We start from the raw sequence: 15,625 nt of genomic DNA on the forward strand, positions 1-15,625 counted from the left end.
CGCGTCGGATGATCCTCCTGGGTTGCGACCGCTGTCAAGATACTGTCAGCGACAGCATCCATATTCGGTTTCGGGCATCCGTCAGGCGAAGCGCAGGAACCCCGTGAACGCGAGCTCGCGCACGCGGGGCAGCAGGTCCGCGCGCAGCGCGGCGGCGTCGACCTCGAGGAGGTCGGCGATCGCGTCGATCAGCACCCCGACCGGCAGATCACCGTCGCACGCGCCGACGAGCGCGGCGAGGCCCGGGTCCACGCCCAGCGCCCGGCCGAAGCCGCCGCCCTGCCGCAGCTCGATGACGGTCGGGTCCTCCGCACCCGGCAGATGGTGACGCGCCTCCGTCACGTCCGGCGCGACGACCAGAACGGATGCCGCGACCCCCGCGTCATCGAGCACGGCCAGGCGGTCGTGGGCCTCGAGCGCGGCGGCGAAGTGGTCGCCCAGCCCGTCTCCCGTGAGCGCGGTGTGCAGCGTCTCGTAGCGCGCGAGCGTCGGCGCCCCCGTCCGCGGACGCCGCAGCAGCAGGTAGCCGAAGCCGACCTCGGTGACGCGGCGCTCCGAGAAGTCGTCGAGCCACGCGTCGACCAGCCGCGCGAAGCCGGGCGTGCCCGGCAGCGTGCCGCCGTCGCGCACCCAGAGCTCCGCGTACGACAGCGGGTCGAGGCTCTCGCGCTCGACCACCCAGGCGTCCAGCGGCACCGGCGAGGACTCCACCCAGGCGCGCACGCGGTCGAGTCCCGCGACGCCGTCGCGCGTCTCCCAGTTGCCGAGCAGCTGCGCCACCCCGCCCTCGGTGAGGTGGGCGCCGACCCCGCGCACGAAGGCGGCGACCAGGTCGTCGCCCACCATGCCGCCGTCGCGGTACTCGTACGCCGGCACGTCGGCGACGCGCGGCGTGATGACGAACGGCGGGTTCGACACGACGCGGTCGAATCGCTCGCCTGCGACGGGCTCGAAGAGGCTGCCGAGGCGGGTCTCGATGCCGTCGATGCCGTTGAGCAGGGCATTGAGGCGCGTGAACGCCAGCGCGCGCGGCGAGATGTCGGTGGCGACCACGTGCGCCACCTGGGCGCGTGCCCGGATCGCCTGGATGCCGCATCCCGCCCCGATGTCGAGCCCTCGGGCTGCCGGCGTCGTGAGCTGCAGGCCGGCGAGCGTCAGCGACGCACCGCCGACGCCGAGCACGTGGTCCTCGGGCAGCGGCCCGCCGAGCGCGGCCTCGTCCAGGTCGCTCGCGATCCACCACTGCGCCGTCGTCTCCTCTTGGCCAGGTCCCGACGCATCGGCGTACGACTGCGGTCGCACGAGGGCGAGCGGCTGCACAACCTCGTCGGTGACGCGCGCGAGGCCGAGGCGCTCGAGTCCGGCGGCGCCGACTCGGGCGAGCGCGCTGTCGACGGATGCCGCAGCCTCCGGCATCCCGAGCACCAGCGTTCTGCCCAGCACGGCGAGGGCGTCGCGGCGGTCGCCGAGGGCTCGCGAGGCCGGCGAACGGAGGCCGCGCGCGATCGCGTCGTCGGCCGCCGCGCCCCACGCGTCGCGCAGGGCCTCCGCGGTGAAGTCGGCGTCGCGCAGGTCGGCGGCGAGGTCTCGGCAGAGGGTCGGATCCGGTTCGGGGAGCACGTCTCCATTCAACCGTGTGGCACGGCGCGCCGCCCCGGCGGCCCGGCGTCCGGCGGGCTCGGAGGCGCTGACCGTAGAATCGGGGTCGATCGTGCGGTCAGGACATCGCACAGGAGCGAACCCCCGACAGGATGATCGTGACCCCACCGCGAGCTCTGCGGCGCCCCCCTCGCCGCGCACCGCGTCTCGTCACCGCCGCACTCGCGGCGGTGTTCGTGGTCGGCGGCGTCCTGCTTCCGGTGCCGGCGACGGCCGCGGCGCCCGAGCCCGAGCCCACCCCCACGTCCAGCGAGATCTCGGAGGTGCCGGCCGGCACCTCCGTCTTCACGCTCGCGCCGACGGCCAACGGCGTCGTGCGCCCCGGCGAGGCGCTGCGGGTCTCGATCTCGCTCCAGAACGCCACCGCCGCCGAGATCGCCCCGACCACCGTCACCCTGGCGCTGGGACGGACGCCGATCGCCGATCGCGAGGCGCTGGGCGAGTGGCTCGCGGGCGCCGTGTCGTCGGCCGGGCTCGAACCGGTCGCCGAGGGCGGGTTCGACGCCGTCCAGCCCGGATCGCACCAGGTCCGCGGCATCACCGTCGAGGCCGCCGACCCGGCGCTGGCCGGCCTCGCGCCCGGCGTCTACCCGCTCGCCGCGTCGTACGCCGGCGCGGAGGGCACCGTGACGTCGACGAGCGCCATGATCGTGCCTCCTGCCGACGCCGTGGACGTCGGCCTCGGCGTCATCGTGCCGATCACCGCCGGTGCTCTCGGCGAAGGACTGCTGACCGCCGACGAGCTCACCGCGCTCACCGCATCGGACGGCGATCTCACCCACCAGCTCGACGCGGTCAGGGGCACCGCGGCGATCCTCGCGATCGACCCCGCGGTGCCGGCCGCGATCCGCGTGCTCGGCACCTCGGCCCCCGAGTCCGCCGTCGAGTGGCTCGAACGCCTCGAGAGCCTCGAGAACTCGCGCTTCGCCCTCCAGTTCGGCGACGCCGACGTCACGGCGCAGCTGCAGTCGGGTCTGCCGCGCCCGCTGGCGCCGACGTCGTTCACGGCGTACATGGATCCGGCGAACTTCGCCGCGCCGAGCCCCGGTCCCACGCCGTCCCCGACGCCGTCCAGCACGCCGACGCCCACGCCGACGCCGACCGCCGGCAGCACCCTGCCCGGCAACGAGGAGCTGCTCGACGTCGGCCCCGCCACACGCGCAGGCGTCTACTGGCCGGCCGACGGCACTGCAGACGCCGAGATCGCCACCCGGCTCTCCGAGATCGCGGCGGACGGCACCACGCCGGTGACGCTCGTGCCCTCATCGACGACGGATGCCGGTGCCGCCGGCCGCACCGTCTCGGCGCACGGGCGCGTCGGATCCGCCGAGGTCCTGGTCTACGACAGCGACATCTCATCGGCGCTCGACGAGGCCTCGCAGGAGGAGCAGGTGTGGCTCCGTGGCGCGGCGCTCACCTCGGCCACCGCCTATCTCTCGTTCGCGACGGCCGAGACGGACGGACCGCTTCTGGCGACAGTCGGACGCGGAGAGGGTCGCAGCCGCGTCCAGCTCGGCGCCGCCCTCGCGGCCGCGTTCGAGGCGCCCGACGTCGCGCCGCGCACACTCCCGACGGTGGCCGCGAGCGACGCCCGCGCGGTCGACCTCGAAGACGTCGAGGCTTCGCAGGAACGTGCTGCCGCGGCATCCGCTCTCGTCGCCGACGAAGCCGAACTCGCACGGTTCGCGACCATTCTCGACACCCCTTCGCTCCTGACCGGTCCCGAGCGCGCCGAGATCCTGCAGCTGCTCGGGGTCGCCTGGGTCGGCGACGGCGCGTGGCCGGCCGCCCTCGCGGACCACCGCGATTCGACCGTCGAGACCCTCGATTCCGTCGCACTCCTGCCGACGAGCCCCAGTGACCTGTACGGCTCGACCGCCGCGCTGCGGTTCTGGGTGCGCAACGACCTGCCGTATCCCGTGAACCTCGTGCTGTACACGACACGCGACAATCCGCGCCTGGACGTGCAGCCGCAGACCCCTCTCGTGGCGACGCCCGAGAGCAACACGCGCGTGGAGGTGCCCGTACAGGCCCGCGTCGGGCGCGGCGACGTGAACCTGACGCTGCAGCTGCGCAGCCCGGCGTTCGTGGCGATCGGCGACTCCGAGACCGTCGAGGTCAGCGTCTACGCCGACTGGGAGGCCGTCGGCATCGCGGCCCTCGCGGTGCTGGTCGGTGTGCTGCTGGCGTTCGGCATCGCGCGGACGGTGCTGCGGATGCGCCGACGGCGGAAGACGGATGCCGCAGCCGACGCAGCCGCGGACGCTCCGGGGGAGGCTCCGGCGGAGGCTCCGGCGGAGGGCGATGCGGCTGTTCCCGGCGAGGCGACGGCCGAAGGTCCGAAGGACGTCGTCCACGGGGTCGACGTTGCGGAGCCGACCGACGCATCCGACGCCACCGATCCGGGCGAGGAGCGCGAGCGATGAGCGGCATCGGGCGGGCGAGCGTCCTCATCGGCGCAGGGACGGTCGTGTCGCGGCTGACCGGGTTCCTGCGCTCGGTCGTGCTGGTCGCCGCTGTCGGCTCGGTCAGCAGCCGTGCGGGCGACGCGTTCGGCACCGCCAACCAGCTGCCCAACAACATCTACGCGATCATCTCGACGGGGCTGCTCACCGCCGTCGTCGTGCCGCAGATCGTGAAGGCCAGCGCCCACCCCGACGGCGGACGCGCGTTCATCTCCAAGCTGTTCACGCTCGGCACCGTGGTGCTCGTCGTCACGACCGTGCTGGCGACCTTGGCGGCGCCCTGGCTCGTCCAGCTCTACGCTCCGGACTACACCGCGGATCAGCTCGCCCTGACGACCGCCTTCGCCTACTGGTGCCTCCCCCAGATCCTGTTCTACGGGCTCTACGCGCTGGTCGGCGAGGCGCTCAATGCGCGACGGGTGTACGGCCCGTTCACCTGGGCGCCCATCGTCAACAACGTCGTGTCGATCGCCGGCTTCCTCGTTTTCATCGCCCTCTTCGGCGGCCCGATCACCGAGACCGAGGACTGGACGCCGGAGATGATCGCCCTCATCGGCGGCACGGCGACCTTCGCGATCGTGGTCCAGGCGGTGATCCTCCTCTTCTTCTGGCGCCGCACCGGACTGCACGTCCGCCCCGACTTCCGCTGGCGCGGCGTGGGGCTCAACCACATCGGCCGTCTCGCCGGGTGGACGTTCCTGATGGTGCTCGCGGGGCAGTTCGCGGGGCTCGTGCAGTCCCGCGTGCTCTCCGGCGCGTCGGGCGACGGCCCGGCGGCGCTCGCCTCGCAGAACGCGTGGCTGCTCTTCATGCTCCCGTACTCGATCATCGTGCTGTCGATCGGCACCCCGTACTTCACACAGCTGAGCGAGCACGCGTCGGCGGGACGCGACGCCGACGTCCGCGCCGACGTCGGGCGCAGCATCCGCACGCTCGGCGTGTTCATCGTGATCGCCACGTTCGCCCTCGCCGCGGCGGCCGTGCCCGCGTCGCGGATCTTCACCAACTCCGCCGATCAGGCGGTCGAGGCCGCGTGGGTGCTCCTGGCGTTCCTGGTCGGACTCATTCCACTCGCGGTGCTCTTCGTCATCCAGCGCACGTTCTACGCCTACGACGACACCCGCACCCCGTTCTTCTTCACGCTGCTGCAGTGCGGCATCGTGGTCGCGACGGCGCTCGTCGCCGAAGCCGTGCTGTCGCAGGCATACCTGGCGGCGGGCGTGGCGCTCGGCCAGTCGATCGCGAGCCTGATCCAGGTGATCATCGCGACGTGGCTGCTCGAGCGCCGTCTCGGCGGGCTGTCCATCGGATCGTGGATGCTGTCACTTCTGCGCTTCGTCATCGCCGCCCTCCCGGCGGCCGGTGCCGGGTGGCTCGTGTTCCTCTGGTTCGGCGGTGCGAGCGGCTGGACCACGGCCAGTCCGCTGCTCGGCGCGGCAGGCGCGGCGGTCATCGGGCTCGTGTCTGTCGCGGTCTACGTCGGCTTCCTCGCCCTCCTGCGCGCGCCCGAGCTGTCGGTCGCGACCGGACTCGTGCGCCGCTTCCTTCCCGGCGGCCGCTGAGCCCGCCCGCGCATCTGGGCAGGCCCGCGCATCTGGGCCGGACGCCCGCGCCGGACGGGCCCTGGAATGCCACGCGGTTACCATGTGTTGAGGCATCCGGAGCCCTCGCGTCTGTCATGAGACGCTCCGGGGCTTCACGAGGAAAGGTGTGAACGTGCGTCAGGTCATCATCATCGGCTCGGGCCCCGCGGGCTACACGGCGGCCATCTACGCCGCTCGCGCGAACCTGAACCCGCTCGTCGTGGCCAGCTCGGTCGAGGCCGGCGGCGAGCTGATGAACACCACCGAGGTCGAGAACTTCCCCGGCTTCCCCGAGGGCATCATGGGCCCCGACCTGATGGCCAAGATGCAGGAGCAGGCCGAGAAGTTCGGCGCCGAGGTGGTCTATGACGACGTCGTCGGGCTCGAGATCGACGGCCCGGTCAAGAAGGTCACGCTCGGCAGCGGCTCCTCGCACGAGGCCGACGCGGTCATCTTCGCGACCGGCTCCGCGCCCCGCAAGATCGGCATCGAGGGCGAGTCCCGCCTGTCGGGTCGCGGGGTCTCGTACTGCGCGACCTGCGACGGCTTCTTCTTCCGCGAGCGTGTCATCGCGGTCGTCGGCGGCGGCGACTCCGCGATGGAGGAGGCGACCTTCCTCACCAAGTTCGCGTCGAAGGTCTACGTGATCCACCGCCGCGACGAGCTGCGCGCATCGAAGATCATGCAGGACCGCGCGTTCAAGAACGAGAAGATCGAGTTCATCTGGAACTCCGAGGTGGCCGACATCCTGGGCGACGACGCGGTCACCGGCGTCGTGCTCAAGGACACCGTCGACGGCTCCACCCGTGAGCTCGCGCTGGACGGCGTCTTCGTCGCGATCGGCTACGACCCCCGCACCCACCTCGTGCACCAGAAGCTCGACCTCACGTCCGAGGGCACGGTGTGGGTCGACGGACGCTCGTCCCGCACCTCGGTGCCGGGCGTCTTCGCCGCCGGCGACGTGATCGACCCGACCTACCGCCAGGCGGTCACCGCCGCCGGCAGCGGAACGGTCGCGGCTCTCGACCTCGAGCACTACCTCGCCGCACTCGGTGAGGCCGGCGCACCGGCACCCGACGTCGCCGAGATCGACGGACTTCCCGGCGCCGACCCTGAGGGCGACGCTGCCGCGGACGCCGCCGCCGCGTAGCGCGGTCGACGGCCGCGCACAAGCCGGGAACACTTCACGCCGTTCTCGCGTTAGATGTGCGTGGACAGACTTTCCACAGAAGGAGAAAGACAGATGACCGCCAAGGCGACGACCTCCGCCACGTTCGAGCAGGACGTGCTCCAGGCCGAGGGTCCGGTGCTCGTGGACTTCTGGGCGGAGTGGTGCGGCCCGTGTCGCATGGTCTCGCCCGTCCTCGACCAGATCCAGTCGGAGCACCCCGACAGGATCACGATCCTCAAGCTGAACGTCGACGAGAACCCCGACCTCGCGATGAAGTACCAGATCACGTCGATCCCCGCGATGAAGGTCTTCAACAAGGGTCAGGTCGAGACCACGATCATCGGCGCGAAGCCGAAGTTCGCTCTCGAGCAGGACCTCGCTCCCTACATCGGCTGAGCAACATCTCCTCCGAAGCCCCGCCGGCTCGCGCCGGCGGGGCTTCGTCGTTCCACGGCGATCCCCTCATATGCCGTTCGCGGAATTCGGCGAGATCTGAAGAATTCTGCGGAGGCGTGTCGATCTGCGGCAGTCTGGTTCGACGCACACGGTGAAGGCTCACACGGGCCCGCAGCGGGCCTCTCGGCCCCCGACGAAAGGGAACACCATGCGTTACATGTTCATCATGCAGGTCGAGGCCGAGGCGGCAGCGGCGTTCGACCCCACGGCCGCCGACGTGCCGGCGATGTACGCCGCGATGGGCGCGTACAACGAAGAGCTCCAGAAGGCGGGCGTCTTCCTCAGCGCCGAGGGACTCTCGGACGCGTCCGAGGGCTTCCGGCTCGACTTCGGCACGGTGCCGCCGGCGCAGACCGACGGCCCCTTCGCCGAGGCGCGTGAGGTGTTCACCGGGTTCTGGATCCTCGAGGTGGCCTCGCGCGAAGAGGCGGAGCACTGGGCCCGCAAGTGCCCGCTCGGCCCCGGCACCGTGTTGGAGGTGCGCCGAGTCAACGACTTCGCAGACCTCGACCAGAACGACGAGTGGGTGCAGAAGGCGCAGGAGTGGCGCGCCGCCAACGCCTGAGCGTGAGCGGGTTCGAGCCGATCACTTCGACTCGACCTGTTCGGGCGTGTGGCTCAGCTCGCTTCGGCACGCACCGTCGGGTCCCACCGGCGGTGCGTGTTCGCGTCACCGAGCAAGCCCCACACCGCACGGGTGAGCGGGGGATAGTCGAGGGCGATCTGCCGCAGCACGCGGTAGTGCCGCGTGGCGTTCGGCCGCGACCCGCCGTTGGCGGCGATGTTCTCGGCGCGCAGCATGAACACGACGAGCTCGTCGACGCTGGGCAGGTCGTCCATGAAGTCCCACGGATCCTCGCCGGCCCGCAGACGTTCGGTGACGAGCACCGAGAGCTCATCCGCGGCCTCCGCACGCAGCAGCTCCAGGCTCGCGCGCCGGCGCGGGGTCTGCTCGTCGTTCGCCACCAATCAAGGGTACGACGTCGCTCGGGCCTCGCGGGCCGGCCGCGCCTACGCTGACAGCATGACCTCTGACGACGCACACGCGCGCCGCGCGGTCGAGGCCGTGTGGCGGGAGGAGTCGGCCCGGATCGTGGCCGCCCTCACGCGGCACACCGGCGACTTCGCATGGGCCGAGGATCTGGCCCAAGAAGCGCTCGTCGAAGCGCTCGCGTCCTGGCCGGCCTCCGGCATCCCGGACAATCCCGGAGCCTGGCTCATGTCGGTCGCCAAACGACGCGCCATCGACGGCTGGCGGCGACGCGAGCGCCTCGCGCAGCGCGAGCCGATGTTCGTCACCGAGGCCCTGGCCGCCGAGACCTCCGATCCGGTGCCCGACGACGCCGACCCCGACCGCATCGACGACGACGTGCTCCGGCTCGTCTTCGTCGCGTGCCATCCCGTGCTCGCGCCGCAAGCGCGCCTCGCACTGACGCTCCGTACGGTGGCCGGACTCACCACCGAGCAGATCGCTCGTGCGCTGCTCATGACGGTGCCCACCGTTCAGCAGCGGATCGTCCGCGCGAAACGCCAACTCGCCGCCGAGGGCGTGGCATTCGAGGTGCCTGATCGCGCCGAGCGTCCGGCGCGGCTCGCCAGCGTGCTGCAGGTGATCTACCTGCTCTTCACCGAGGGGTACTCCGCTGCCGAGGGGGAGGGGCTCCTGCGCCCCGAAGTCGCCCGCGAAGCGGTTCGGCTCGGCCGGCAGCTCGTCGCGATGATGCCGCGGGAATCCGAGATCTGGTCCCTCATCGCGCTCATGGAGTTCCAGTCGTCGCGGTTCGCCGCGCGCGTCGACGCGGACGGACTGCCGGTCACCCTCGCCGACCAGGATCGCCGCCGCTGGGATCATTCGGCGATCACGCGCGGTCGCGAGGCGATGCGGAGAGCGGATGCCGCCTCCCGCGGCATCGGCTACTACGGCCTGCAGGCCGCCATCGCTGAATGTCATGCGATGGCGCCCGACTTCGCCTCGACGGACTGGACCCGGATCCTCCGGCTCTACGACACGCTCGAGTCGCTCGCGCCGTCGGCGGTGGTGCGACTCAACCGCGCCGTCGCACTTTCCATGGCGCGCGGGCCCGAGCCCGCCCTCGCGGTGGTGGACGAGCTCACACCCGAGCTCTCGGGGTTCCGCCCGCTGACCGCCGTGCGCGCCGAGCTTCTCGAGCGTCTCGGACGAACGGATGCCGCGGCCTCCGAGTTCCTCGCGGCGGCAGAGCTGCCTGGCAATGCGGCCGAAGCCGAAGCCCTGCGGCGTCGTGCGGCGGCACTCCGGCGGCTATGACGCCTCGAGGGCCCCGTACTCCGTCTCGCCGAGTTCGGCGAGGATGCGATTCAGATCCTGAATCGTCGCGAAATCTATGCTGATCTGGCCTTTACGTGCCGTCAGCGCGATCTTGACGCGCGTGTTCAGCCGATCACCCAGGCGCCCGGCGACCTCATCCAGGTGGGAGCGGCGAGATCCGGCCTGCGGCTTCGCCGAACGGGTGGGGGAGGCGTCCGGCAGCTTCGCCGCAGCTTCGGCGGCGCGGACCGAGAGGTCCTCGTTGACGATCTTGTCAGCGAAGCGCTGCATCGCGGTGGGATCCTCGAGCGACAGGATCGCGCGGGCGTGGCCGGCGGTGAGCACTCCCGCAGCGACCCGCTGCTGCACCGGCACGGGCAGCTTGAGGAGGCGGATGGTGTTGCTGATCTGCGGGCGCGAGCGGCCGATGCGGGTGGCGAGCTCCTCCTGCGTGATGCCGAAGTCTTCGAGCAGCTGCTGGTACGCCGACGCCTCTTCCAGGGGATTCAGCTCTGAGCGGTGCAGGTTCTCGAGCAGGGCGTCACGAAGCAGGTGCTCGTCTGCGGTCTCGCGCACGATGGCGGGGATCGATGTGAGTCCGGCTTCGCGGGCGGCGCGGGTACGGCGCTCACCCATGATGAGCTCGTAGTCGCCCTTCTCGTTGAGGCGGACCACCACCGGCTGCAGCACCCCGAATTCGCGCACGCTGTGCACGAGCTCTGCGAAGTGCTCAGGGTCGAAGTTCGTGCGCGGCTGGCGCGGATTGGGAACGATGTCGTGCGGGTCGATGTGGGCCAGGTGGGCGCCGGGCACCTCGACGAGATCCTCTCGCACGTCCGCGTCGGAGGTGGAGCCGGCCGGTTCGGCCTCGCTCACCGCGACGGCACGGGGGAAGAAGACATCTGCGGGACGCTCGTCAGCCTGCTCGTTCGTCGGGATCAGTGCCCCGATTCCGCGGCCGAGTCCTGTGCGCTTCGCTGCCATCACGCGCCCCTTTCGTTCGAGGCGCTGTCGCGCCGGATCATCTCGACAGCCGCTTCGCGGTACGCAATGGCGCCGGCCGACTGTCCATCGTAGGCGAGAACGGACTGCCCGAAACTCGGCGCCTCCGACACGCGCACCGACCGCGGGATGATGGTGTCGAGCACCTCGCGGGGGAAGTGAGCTCGCACCTCGTCGGCGACCTGCTGGGCAAGCCTGGTGCGCCCGTCGTACATCGTCAGCATGATGGTCGACAGCTCCAGACGGGGATTGAGGTGCTTCTGGATCATCCGCACCGTGCCGAGCAGCTGACTCAACCCCTCGAGCGCGTAGTACTCGCACTGAATGGGGATGAGCAGCTCGCCGGCGGCGGTGAAGGCGTTGATGGTGAGGAGACCGAGCGAGGGTGGGCAGTCGATGAGAATGAAGTCGAGCTCACCGGGATTGCTCGCGAGGTAGTCGTCGACAGCGACGCGCAGGCGGTGCTCGCGCGCGACCTGTGACACGAGCTCGATCTCGGCACCCGCCAGGTGGATCGTGCTCGGTGCACACAGCAGGTTCGGCGACTCAGGGCTCACCTGGATGATGTCGGCCAGCGGGAACTCGTCGATGAGCACGTCGTACACGCTCGGCGTGTCTGCGGTGTGCGGCACACCCAGTGCGGTCGAGGCGTTGCCCTGCGGATCGAGGTCGATCACCAGGACCTTTGCGCCTCGTTCGGCCATTGCAGCCGCGAGATTGACGGTGGTCGTCGTCTTGCCGACGCCGCCCTTCTGGTTCGACACGGTGAGCACGCGCGTCCGGCCGGTGAGCTGCACGTCGGCTTCTTCGAGCGCCTTGCGGCGTGCGGAGAGGTCTGCGAGTTCCCGAGCGATCGGGGAGTCGTCGGCCTCCTGCGCGAATGCGGCGCCGTCCTGCTGCACGATAGGGGATTCCTCTTCCTGCGTGACGGTCGAGCCCTCGGGTGATGCGGCTTCGAGTGATGCGGCTTCGGGTGATGCGGCCTCGGGTGATGCGGCTTCGTGTGATGCGGTGGCTTCGGGTGTGAGGTCAGTGTCCTCACTCGGTTCGACATTGCCGTCGCGTTCCGCTTCGTCGGCTTTGTCCTCGTGCGCCTGGCGGGGGCCGCCGTCCTCCTCGGATGAGGAGCCTTCGTCGGGCGACGGCGCCTCGCTGAGGTCGGACTCGTGAAGGGACGCATCCTCGGTCACCGACTCCGGCGTCCAGACCGTACGCGGTTCGTCGGACGAGATGGATGCCTGAGCGTCGACCTCGGCCGGTTGTTTCACGTGAAACTCTCCCCCGTGCCCGAGCCGCTCAACATCGTCTCCCACCCTATCCCGCCTTCCCCCCATCCCCAGCCGCCGGAGCCACTTATTCATGCGTTCCTTACCATTCCGCGTGGATGATCCACCTCCCTAGTCAACCTTGGGCCGCGCGTTCAGTCGCGCCAACCCGCCGCTCGCTCGCGACTGAGAACTCTCTCATTCGGCCCGGGCTCCTCGGCGCCGATCCGACGCCTTCACACCCCGCCGATGTCACGACGGCGTGGCAGCCTTCCTCGCACCGACACCGCTCCGGTGTGGCGTTGTTCGGGGGCTGGACCGAGGTCTGATGAATCAATTTGCGGGCGTGCTTACGGCACGCGCGGCCGCCAGGGCGCGGGTTCTTGGGGACGGCTTCGCTGCCCGCCGGCGGGCTGCGGCTGAGCCTGTGTGCGTTTCACGTGAAACACAGCAGGTGAATCGCGCTCGCTACCGGGGGCGTGTGCCACGCGTGAGCCCAGGCGGCGCGATGGCTCGCCGCCGGCGGTCAACGCAGGCTCGTCGGGGGCAATCGCGACCAAACCGTGCGCGAGCTGTTTCGGGCCCACTGTTCGGGTTCGCAAGTCGGGGACGCGTACGCGACGCGCATTCGTCCGACTCATCGGCACATCCTGTCGTCGACCGGCATGGCGACGCGTGTAAGGCGGGCGCACAACGGTCGCTGAGGCGCCGGGTGGTCAGGTCGCAGACAGGACGCTCCGGCTCGCGGTCAACAGCATCCTGCATCTCGCGACTCACGTACGCGACAGGTGGACGCTCGCGTGGGGGAGGACGTACCCTCGACTGCCTTGCCTCCGCGATCGAGATGTCGATCACGGCGTGACGATCCCGGCGTTGCCGAGCGTCCGACGCGGCTAACGGCGCCCTCGCGGTGTAGGCGGCGGATGTGTCGATCGCTGTGTGCAGGATCACGGTCTCCAACGCACGCCCGCATGCCTATCGAGACGGTTTCACGTGAAACGGTGAGGTGCTGAACCCAACTCCCACCGCATCCATTCCTCGAGTGGAGGTCTGGTCGTCTCGGGTTCGATGAGCTGACGCCTCGATCGCCGCGGCACGCCGATCCGTCCGCCCGCGCAAGCAAGGGAGTTGCCCATTCTGGTGAAATGCTTCGTCGGTCAGACGCTCTGATGCACCCGCCCCATCGTCGCGGTGGACCGGGACGGGTCTCGGAGGCCGCGGTTTACGCGCGGTTCAGCCGCGACCTATCCGAACGAGCGCGACCATCATCATCATGATTCGGAGACGCAGATGGCCCAGTTCGGGGGGGCGGCCCCGAGTCGGTGTGGCTCTCTCAACCGCGCCGTCCGCGGTGAGGGCCAAACTGAGGACGCACCGGAGGTGCGCGCTGACCGTCGGCAACCTGTCGAGGGCGGTCACCGACCGTAGCGAGGCCCGATCAGTCGCTCCCGTTTCACGTGAAACGTCGCGTGGGCGGCTCATGTCAGCCGTAACAAGAGCTCAGCCCTCCGATGCAACGGCGCGAGCCGACACTCTGAGCGTTCCCGTAGGGACGCACTGCTGTAGCAGGCGTCGGTTGTGCTGCACAGCAAGCGACCGCCGCGGATCCGCACATGGGGAGAGGGGTGCCCGTGGTGCCTACTCGTGTGCTCGTCGCCGGATGAGGCGCGTAGTACGAGCCCTCCCTCCGCAAGGCCGGCGGTCGCACCCACCGCGGACGACGACCCGCGTTCCGCACAGTGGCTCGCGATGAGACGCGCGCCGTGTCACCGCGGCTCCCGCCCCATGCTCGCGGACTCTGCTGCGGTGATGGGACGTCCGTCACGGCGGTGTCAGCTGGTCGCAGAGGCGAGTCGCTCGCACCGGGCCGCGGTCTCGACACGCACCGTCGCGGGCATGGAAGTCCCGGACATCCGCATGGTCGGTGCGCTTCTGATCAAACCGGCCAGCCCACCGCAGGGCCCCAGCGACCACGCGCGCGTCGCTGCCACGCCCACCGCGGATCGCGCACCCGGCGGGGGACCCGGGGTCACGGTCCTGGTTCCATCGCCGGAACACGTAGGGCACCAAAGCCTCGCCGGACGGTGAACGCGTCCGGAGCAAGTCCCGGGGTCGCACGACGTCCGACTCTCGAGTCCGTTTCACGTGAAACTCCCCGCATCGTCTGGGCAGCGGACGCACGCCGGGGTATCGATCGCGGATAGCAACCACTCGTGGGGGAGCGCTGCGTGGCGCCGGCAGCAGCAGCCAAGACCGCGTGGGCTTGCCCGCTGGCCTCTTGAAATACTCAAGGTTCCCGAGGGGCTCTGCGGACCCGCGTGCCCGCTGAGGAACGACATCCCATCTCCGGGATGTGTTTCACGTGAAACGCCTTGCGTCGCCGTGCTCTTGGCAACGGATGAATGCCCCTGTCGCAGTGCGGTCCGCTCCAACCAGCGGGTGAGCGCGCTACCCGCCGGGCAGCAGTCAAGACCTGCGATGGATCCTCCGGTGGAAGCTCGCGGGCGCGTTTGGCCCTCGGGAAGCTGTAGTATTCCGAACGACTCTGCGCCACGAGTGACATCCGCGCTTCGCAACGTGTTTCACGTGAAACGCCGCCTGCAGCTCTGGTCACGGGTGAAATGCGACCGTCGCAGAGGGTCCCGCAACAGGCCGACGACGAACGCTACGTGCAGGGCCGTAGCCGAGACCACCTGCAGTGCTGCTCGCCGGGCTATTCGGACTGCTCAGACCTCCCTCGGCGTCACGCGCCCGCGCACTTCCGCCACGGAACGACTTCCGCGATGGGTTTCACGTGAAAAGCCGTGGGGCCAGCCGTCGCACCCGATGAACGCCGCCATCGTCGGGAGTGCGAACACCACAGCGCAAACGGGGGAAAGCGCCACGCGCGGGCAGCAGTCGAAACCGTCAGCCACAGTTCCTCCGCCGGGTCATCGGGAACGCTCAAGCATCCCGAGAGGACAGCATGTGAGCGAGCTCCCACCGGCGAAGGTCGTGCGATCTCCGCCACGTGTTTCACGTGAAACGCCGTGCGTCGTTTAGCTGACGGATGAACGCCGTCGTCGGAGCGCGGACAGCCGCTACCCAGCGGCGATGCGACGTGGGGGGTGAGAGCCAAGACGATGGCATTGGTTCTTCCGCGGGTTCATCGGCAATCGCTCAAACCACCCGAGGGGTCGCCTCGCCCGTGAACTCCTGCCGGGGACATCCGGTCTCCGCGACGTGTCTCATGTGCAGCGCCGTGCGTAGCCTTCGCGCCGGAGAAACGTCGCCATCGTCTGGAGTGCGGACAGCAGCTGAAAGCGGATGAGCCCGCTTCGCGCGGGCAGTAGTCGAGACCGCCTGCAACGGTTCCCCCGGCCGAGTCGTTGAGACATGCTCAAGTTCCCCCTGGGTCAGCCCGCCAGCGAGCTCCCGCCGGCAAGCTCCCGCCGGTGAGCTCCCGGCGACGAACGACAATCGGCCTGCGGGACGTGTTTCACGTGAAACGCCGTGCGTGGCCTTCGCGCCAGATGAACGCCACCATCGTCGGAAGTGAGGGCAGCAACCGACTGCGGGCGAGCCCGCTTCGCGCGGCAGCAGTCAAGACCGTCTGCAATGGTTCCTGCGCCGGTTCATTGGGAATACTCGAGCATCCCCAGAAGCCCAGCAAGCCCACGGCTCTCACCGACGAACGACTTCGATTCCAGCGACGTGTTTCACGTGAAACGCCGTGCGTAGGCTTCGCGCCGGGTAAA

At 70.0% G+C, this 15,625-nt stretch carries 10 protein-coding genes; 6 read left to right on the forward strand and 4 right to left on the reverse strand.

Annotated elements, in window-relative coordinates:
• Positions 1-81 precede the first annotated feature (81 nt).
• Positions 82-1,620: a DUF7059 domain-containing protein gene (locus IM770_RS09070; protein WP_203580812.1), complete on the reverse strand. Its 1,539-nt coding sequence runs from the start codon at positions 1,618-1,620 to the stop codon at positions 82-84.
• A 137-nt stretch (positions 1,621-1,757) separates the two neighbouring features.
• Here IM770_RS09070 and IM770_RS09075 point away from each other — a divergent pair, with 137 nt between their 5' ends.
• The 5 genes from IM770_RS09075 to IM770_RS09095 all read left to right on the forward strand — a co-directional run bounded on the left by IM770_RS09075 (position 1,758) and on the right by IM770_RS09095 (position 7,899).
• Positions 1,758-4,085 carry a DUF6049 family protein gene (locus IM770_RS09075; protein WP_203580813.1) on the forward strand — a complete coding sequence of 776 codons (2,328 nt, stop codon included), beginning with the start codon at positions 1,758-1,760 and terminating at the stop codon, positions 4,083-4,085.
• Positions 4,082-5,686 (forward strand): murein biosynthesis integral membrane protein MurJ, encoded by a 1,605-nt coding sequence (gene murJ / locus IM770_RS09080; protein WP_203580814.1) that lies wholly within the window; start codon positions 4,082-4,084, stop codon positions 5,684-5,686. The genes IM770_RS09075 and murJ overlap by 4 nt, the downstream gene beginning before the upstream one ends.
• A gap of 154 nt (positions 5,687-5,840) precedes the next feature.
• A complete protein-coding gene (trxB, locus tag IM770_RS09085; protein WP_203580815.1) occupies positions 5,841-6,857 on the forward strand; it encodes a thioredoxin-disulfide reductase in 1,017 nt (338 codons plus the stop codon).
• A 93-nt stretch (positions 6,858-6,950) separates the two neighbouring features.
• Positions 6,951-7,274, forward strand: coding sequence for a thioredoxin (gene trxA, locus IM770_RS09090; RefSeq protein ID WP_203580816.1), 324 nt, complete (start codon positions 6,951-6,953; stop codon positions 7,272-7,274).
• A gap of 208 nt (positions 7,275-7,482) precedes the next feature.
• Positions 7,483-7,899, forward strand: coding sequence for a YciI family protein (locus tag IM770_RS09095; RefSeq protein ID WP_203580817.1), 417 nt, complete (start codon positions 7,483-7,485; stop codon positions 7,897-7,899).
• 53 nt (positions 7,900-7,952) lie between these two features.
• On the opposite strand, the gene IM770_RS09100 is transcribed toward IM770_RS09095, so the two are convergent.
• Positions 7,953-8,300 (reverse strand): tryptophan synthase subunit alpha, encoded by a 348-nt coding sequence (locus tag IM770_RS09100; RefSeq protein ID WP_372430667.1) that lies wholly within the window; start codon positions 8,298-8,300, stop codon positions 7,953-7,955.
• Between the two features lie 58 nt (positions 8,301-8,358).
• Here IM770_RS09100 and IM770_RS09105 point away from each other — a divergent pair, with 58 nt between their 5' ends.
• Positions 8,359-9,621, forward strand: coding sequence for an RNA polymerase sigma factor (locus IM770_RS09105; RefSeq protein ID WP_203580819.1), 1,263 nt, complete (start codon positions 8,359-8,361; stop codon positions 9,619-9,621).
• Here the strand turns inward: IM770_RS09105 and IM770_RS09110 are convergent.
• Both IM770_RS09110 and IM770_RS09115 read right to left on the reverse strand, forming a co-directional pair.
• On the reverse strand, positions 9,616-10,605 hold the full coding sequence (locus IM770_RS09110) for a ParB/RepB/Spo0J family partition protein (protein ID WP_203580820.1): 990 nt from the start codon (positions 10,603-10,605) through the stop codon (positions 9,616-9,618). The two genes, IM770_RS09105 and IM770_RS09110, sit on opposite strands and share 6 nt — an antisense overlap.
• Positions 10,605-11,528, reverse strand: coding sequence for a ParA family protein (locus IM770_RS09115; protein ID WP_307785429.1), 924 nt, complete (start codon positions 11,526-11,528; stop codon positions 10,605-10,607). The genes IM770_RS09110 and IM770_RS09115 overlap by 1 nt, the downstream gene beginning before the upstream one ends.
• Between the last annotated feature and the right edge of the window lie 4,097 nt (positions 11,529-15,625).

The sequence above is a fragment of the Microbacterium hibisci genome, from assembly GCF_015278255.1.
Taxonomy (GTDB): Bacteria; Actinomycetota; Actinomycetes; order Actinomycetales; family Microbacteriaceae; genus Microbacterium; species Microbacterium hibisci.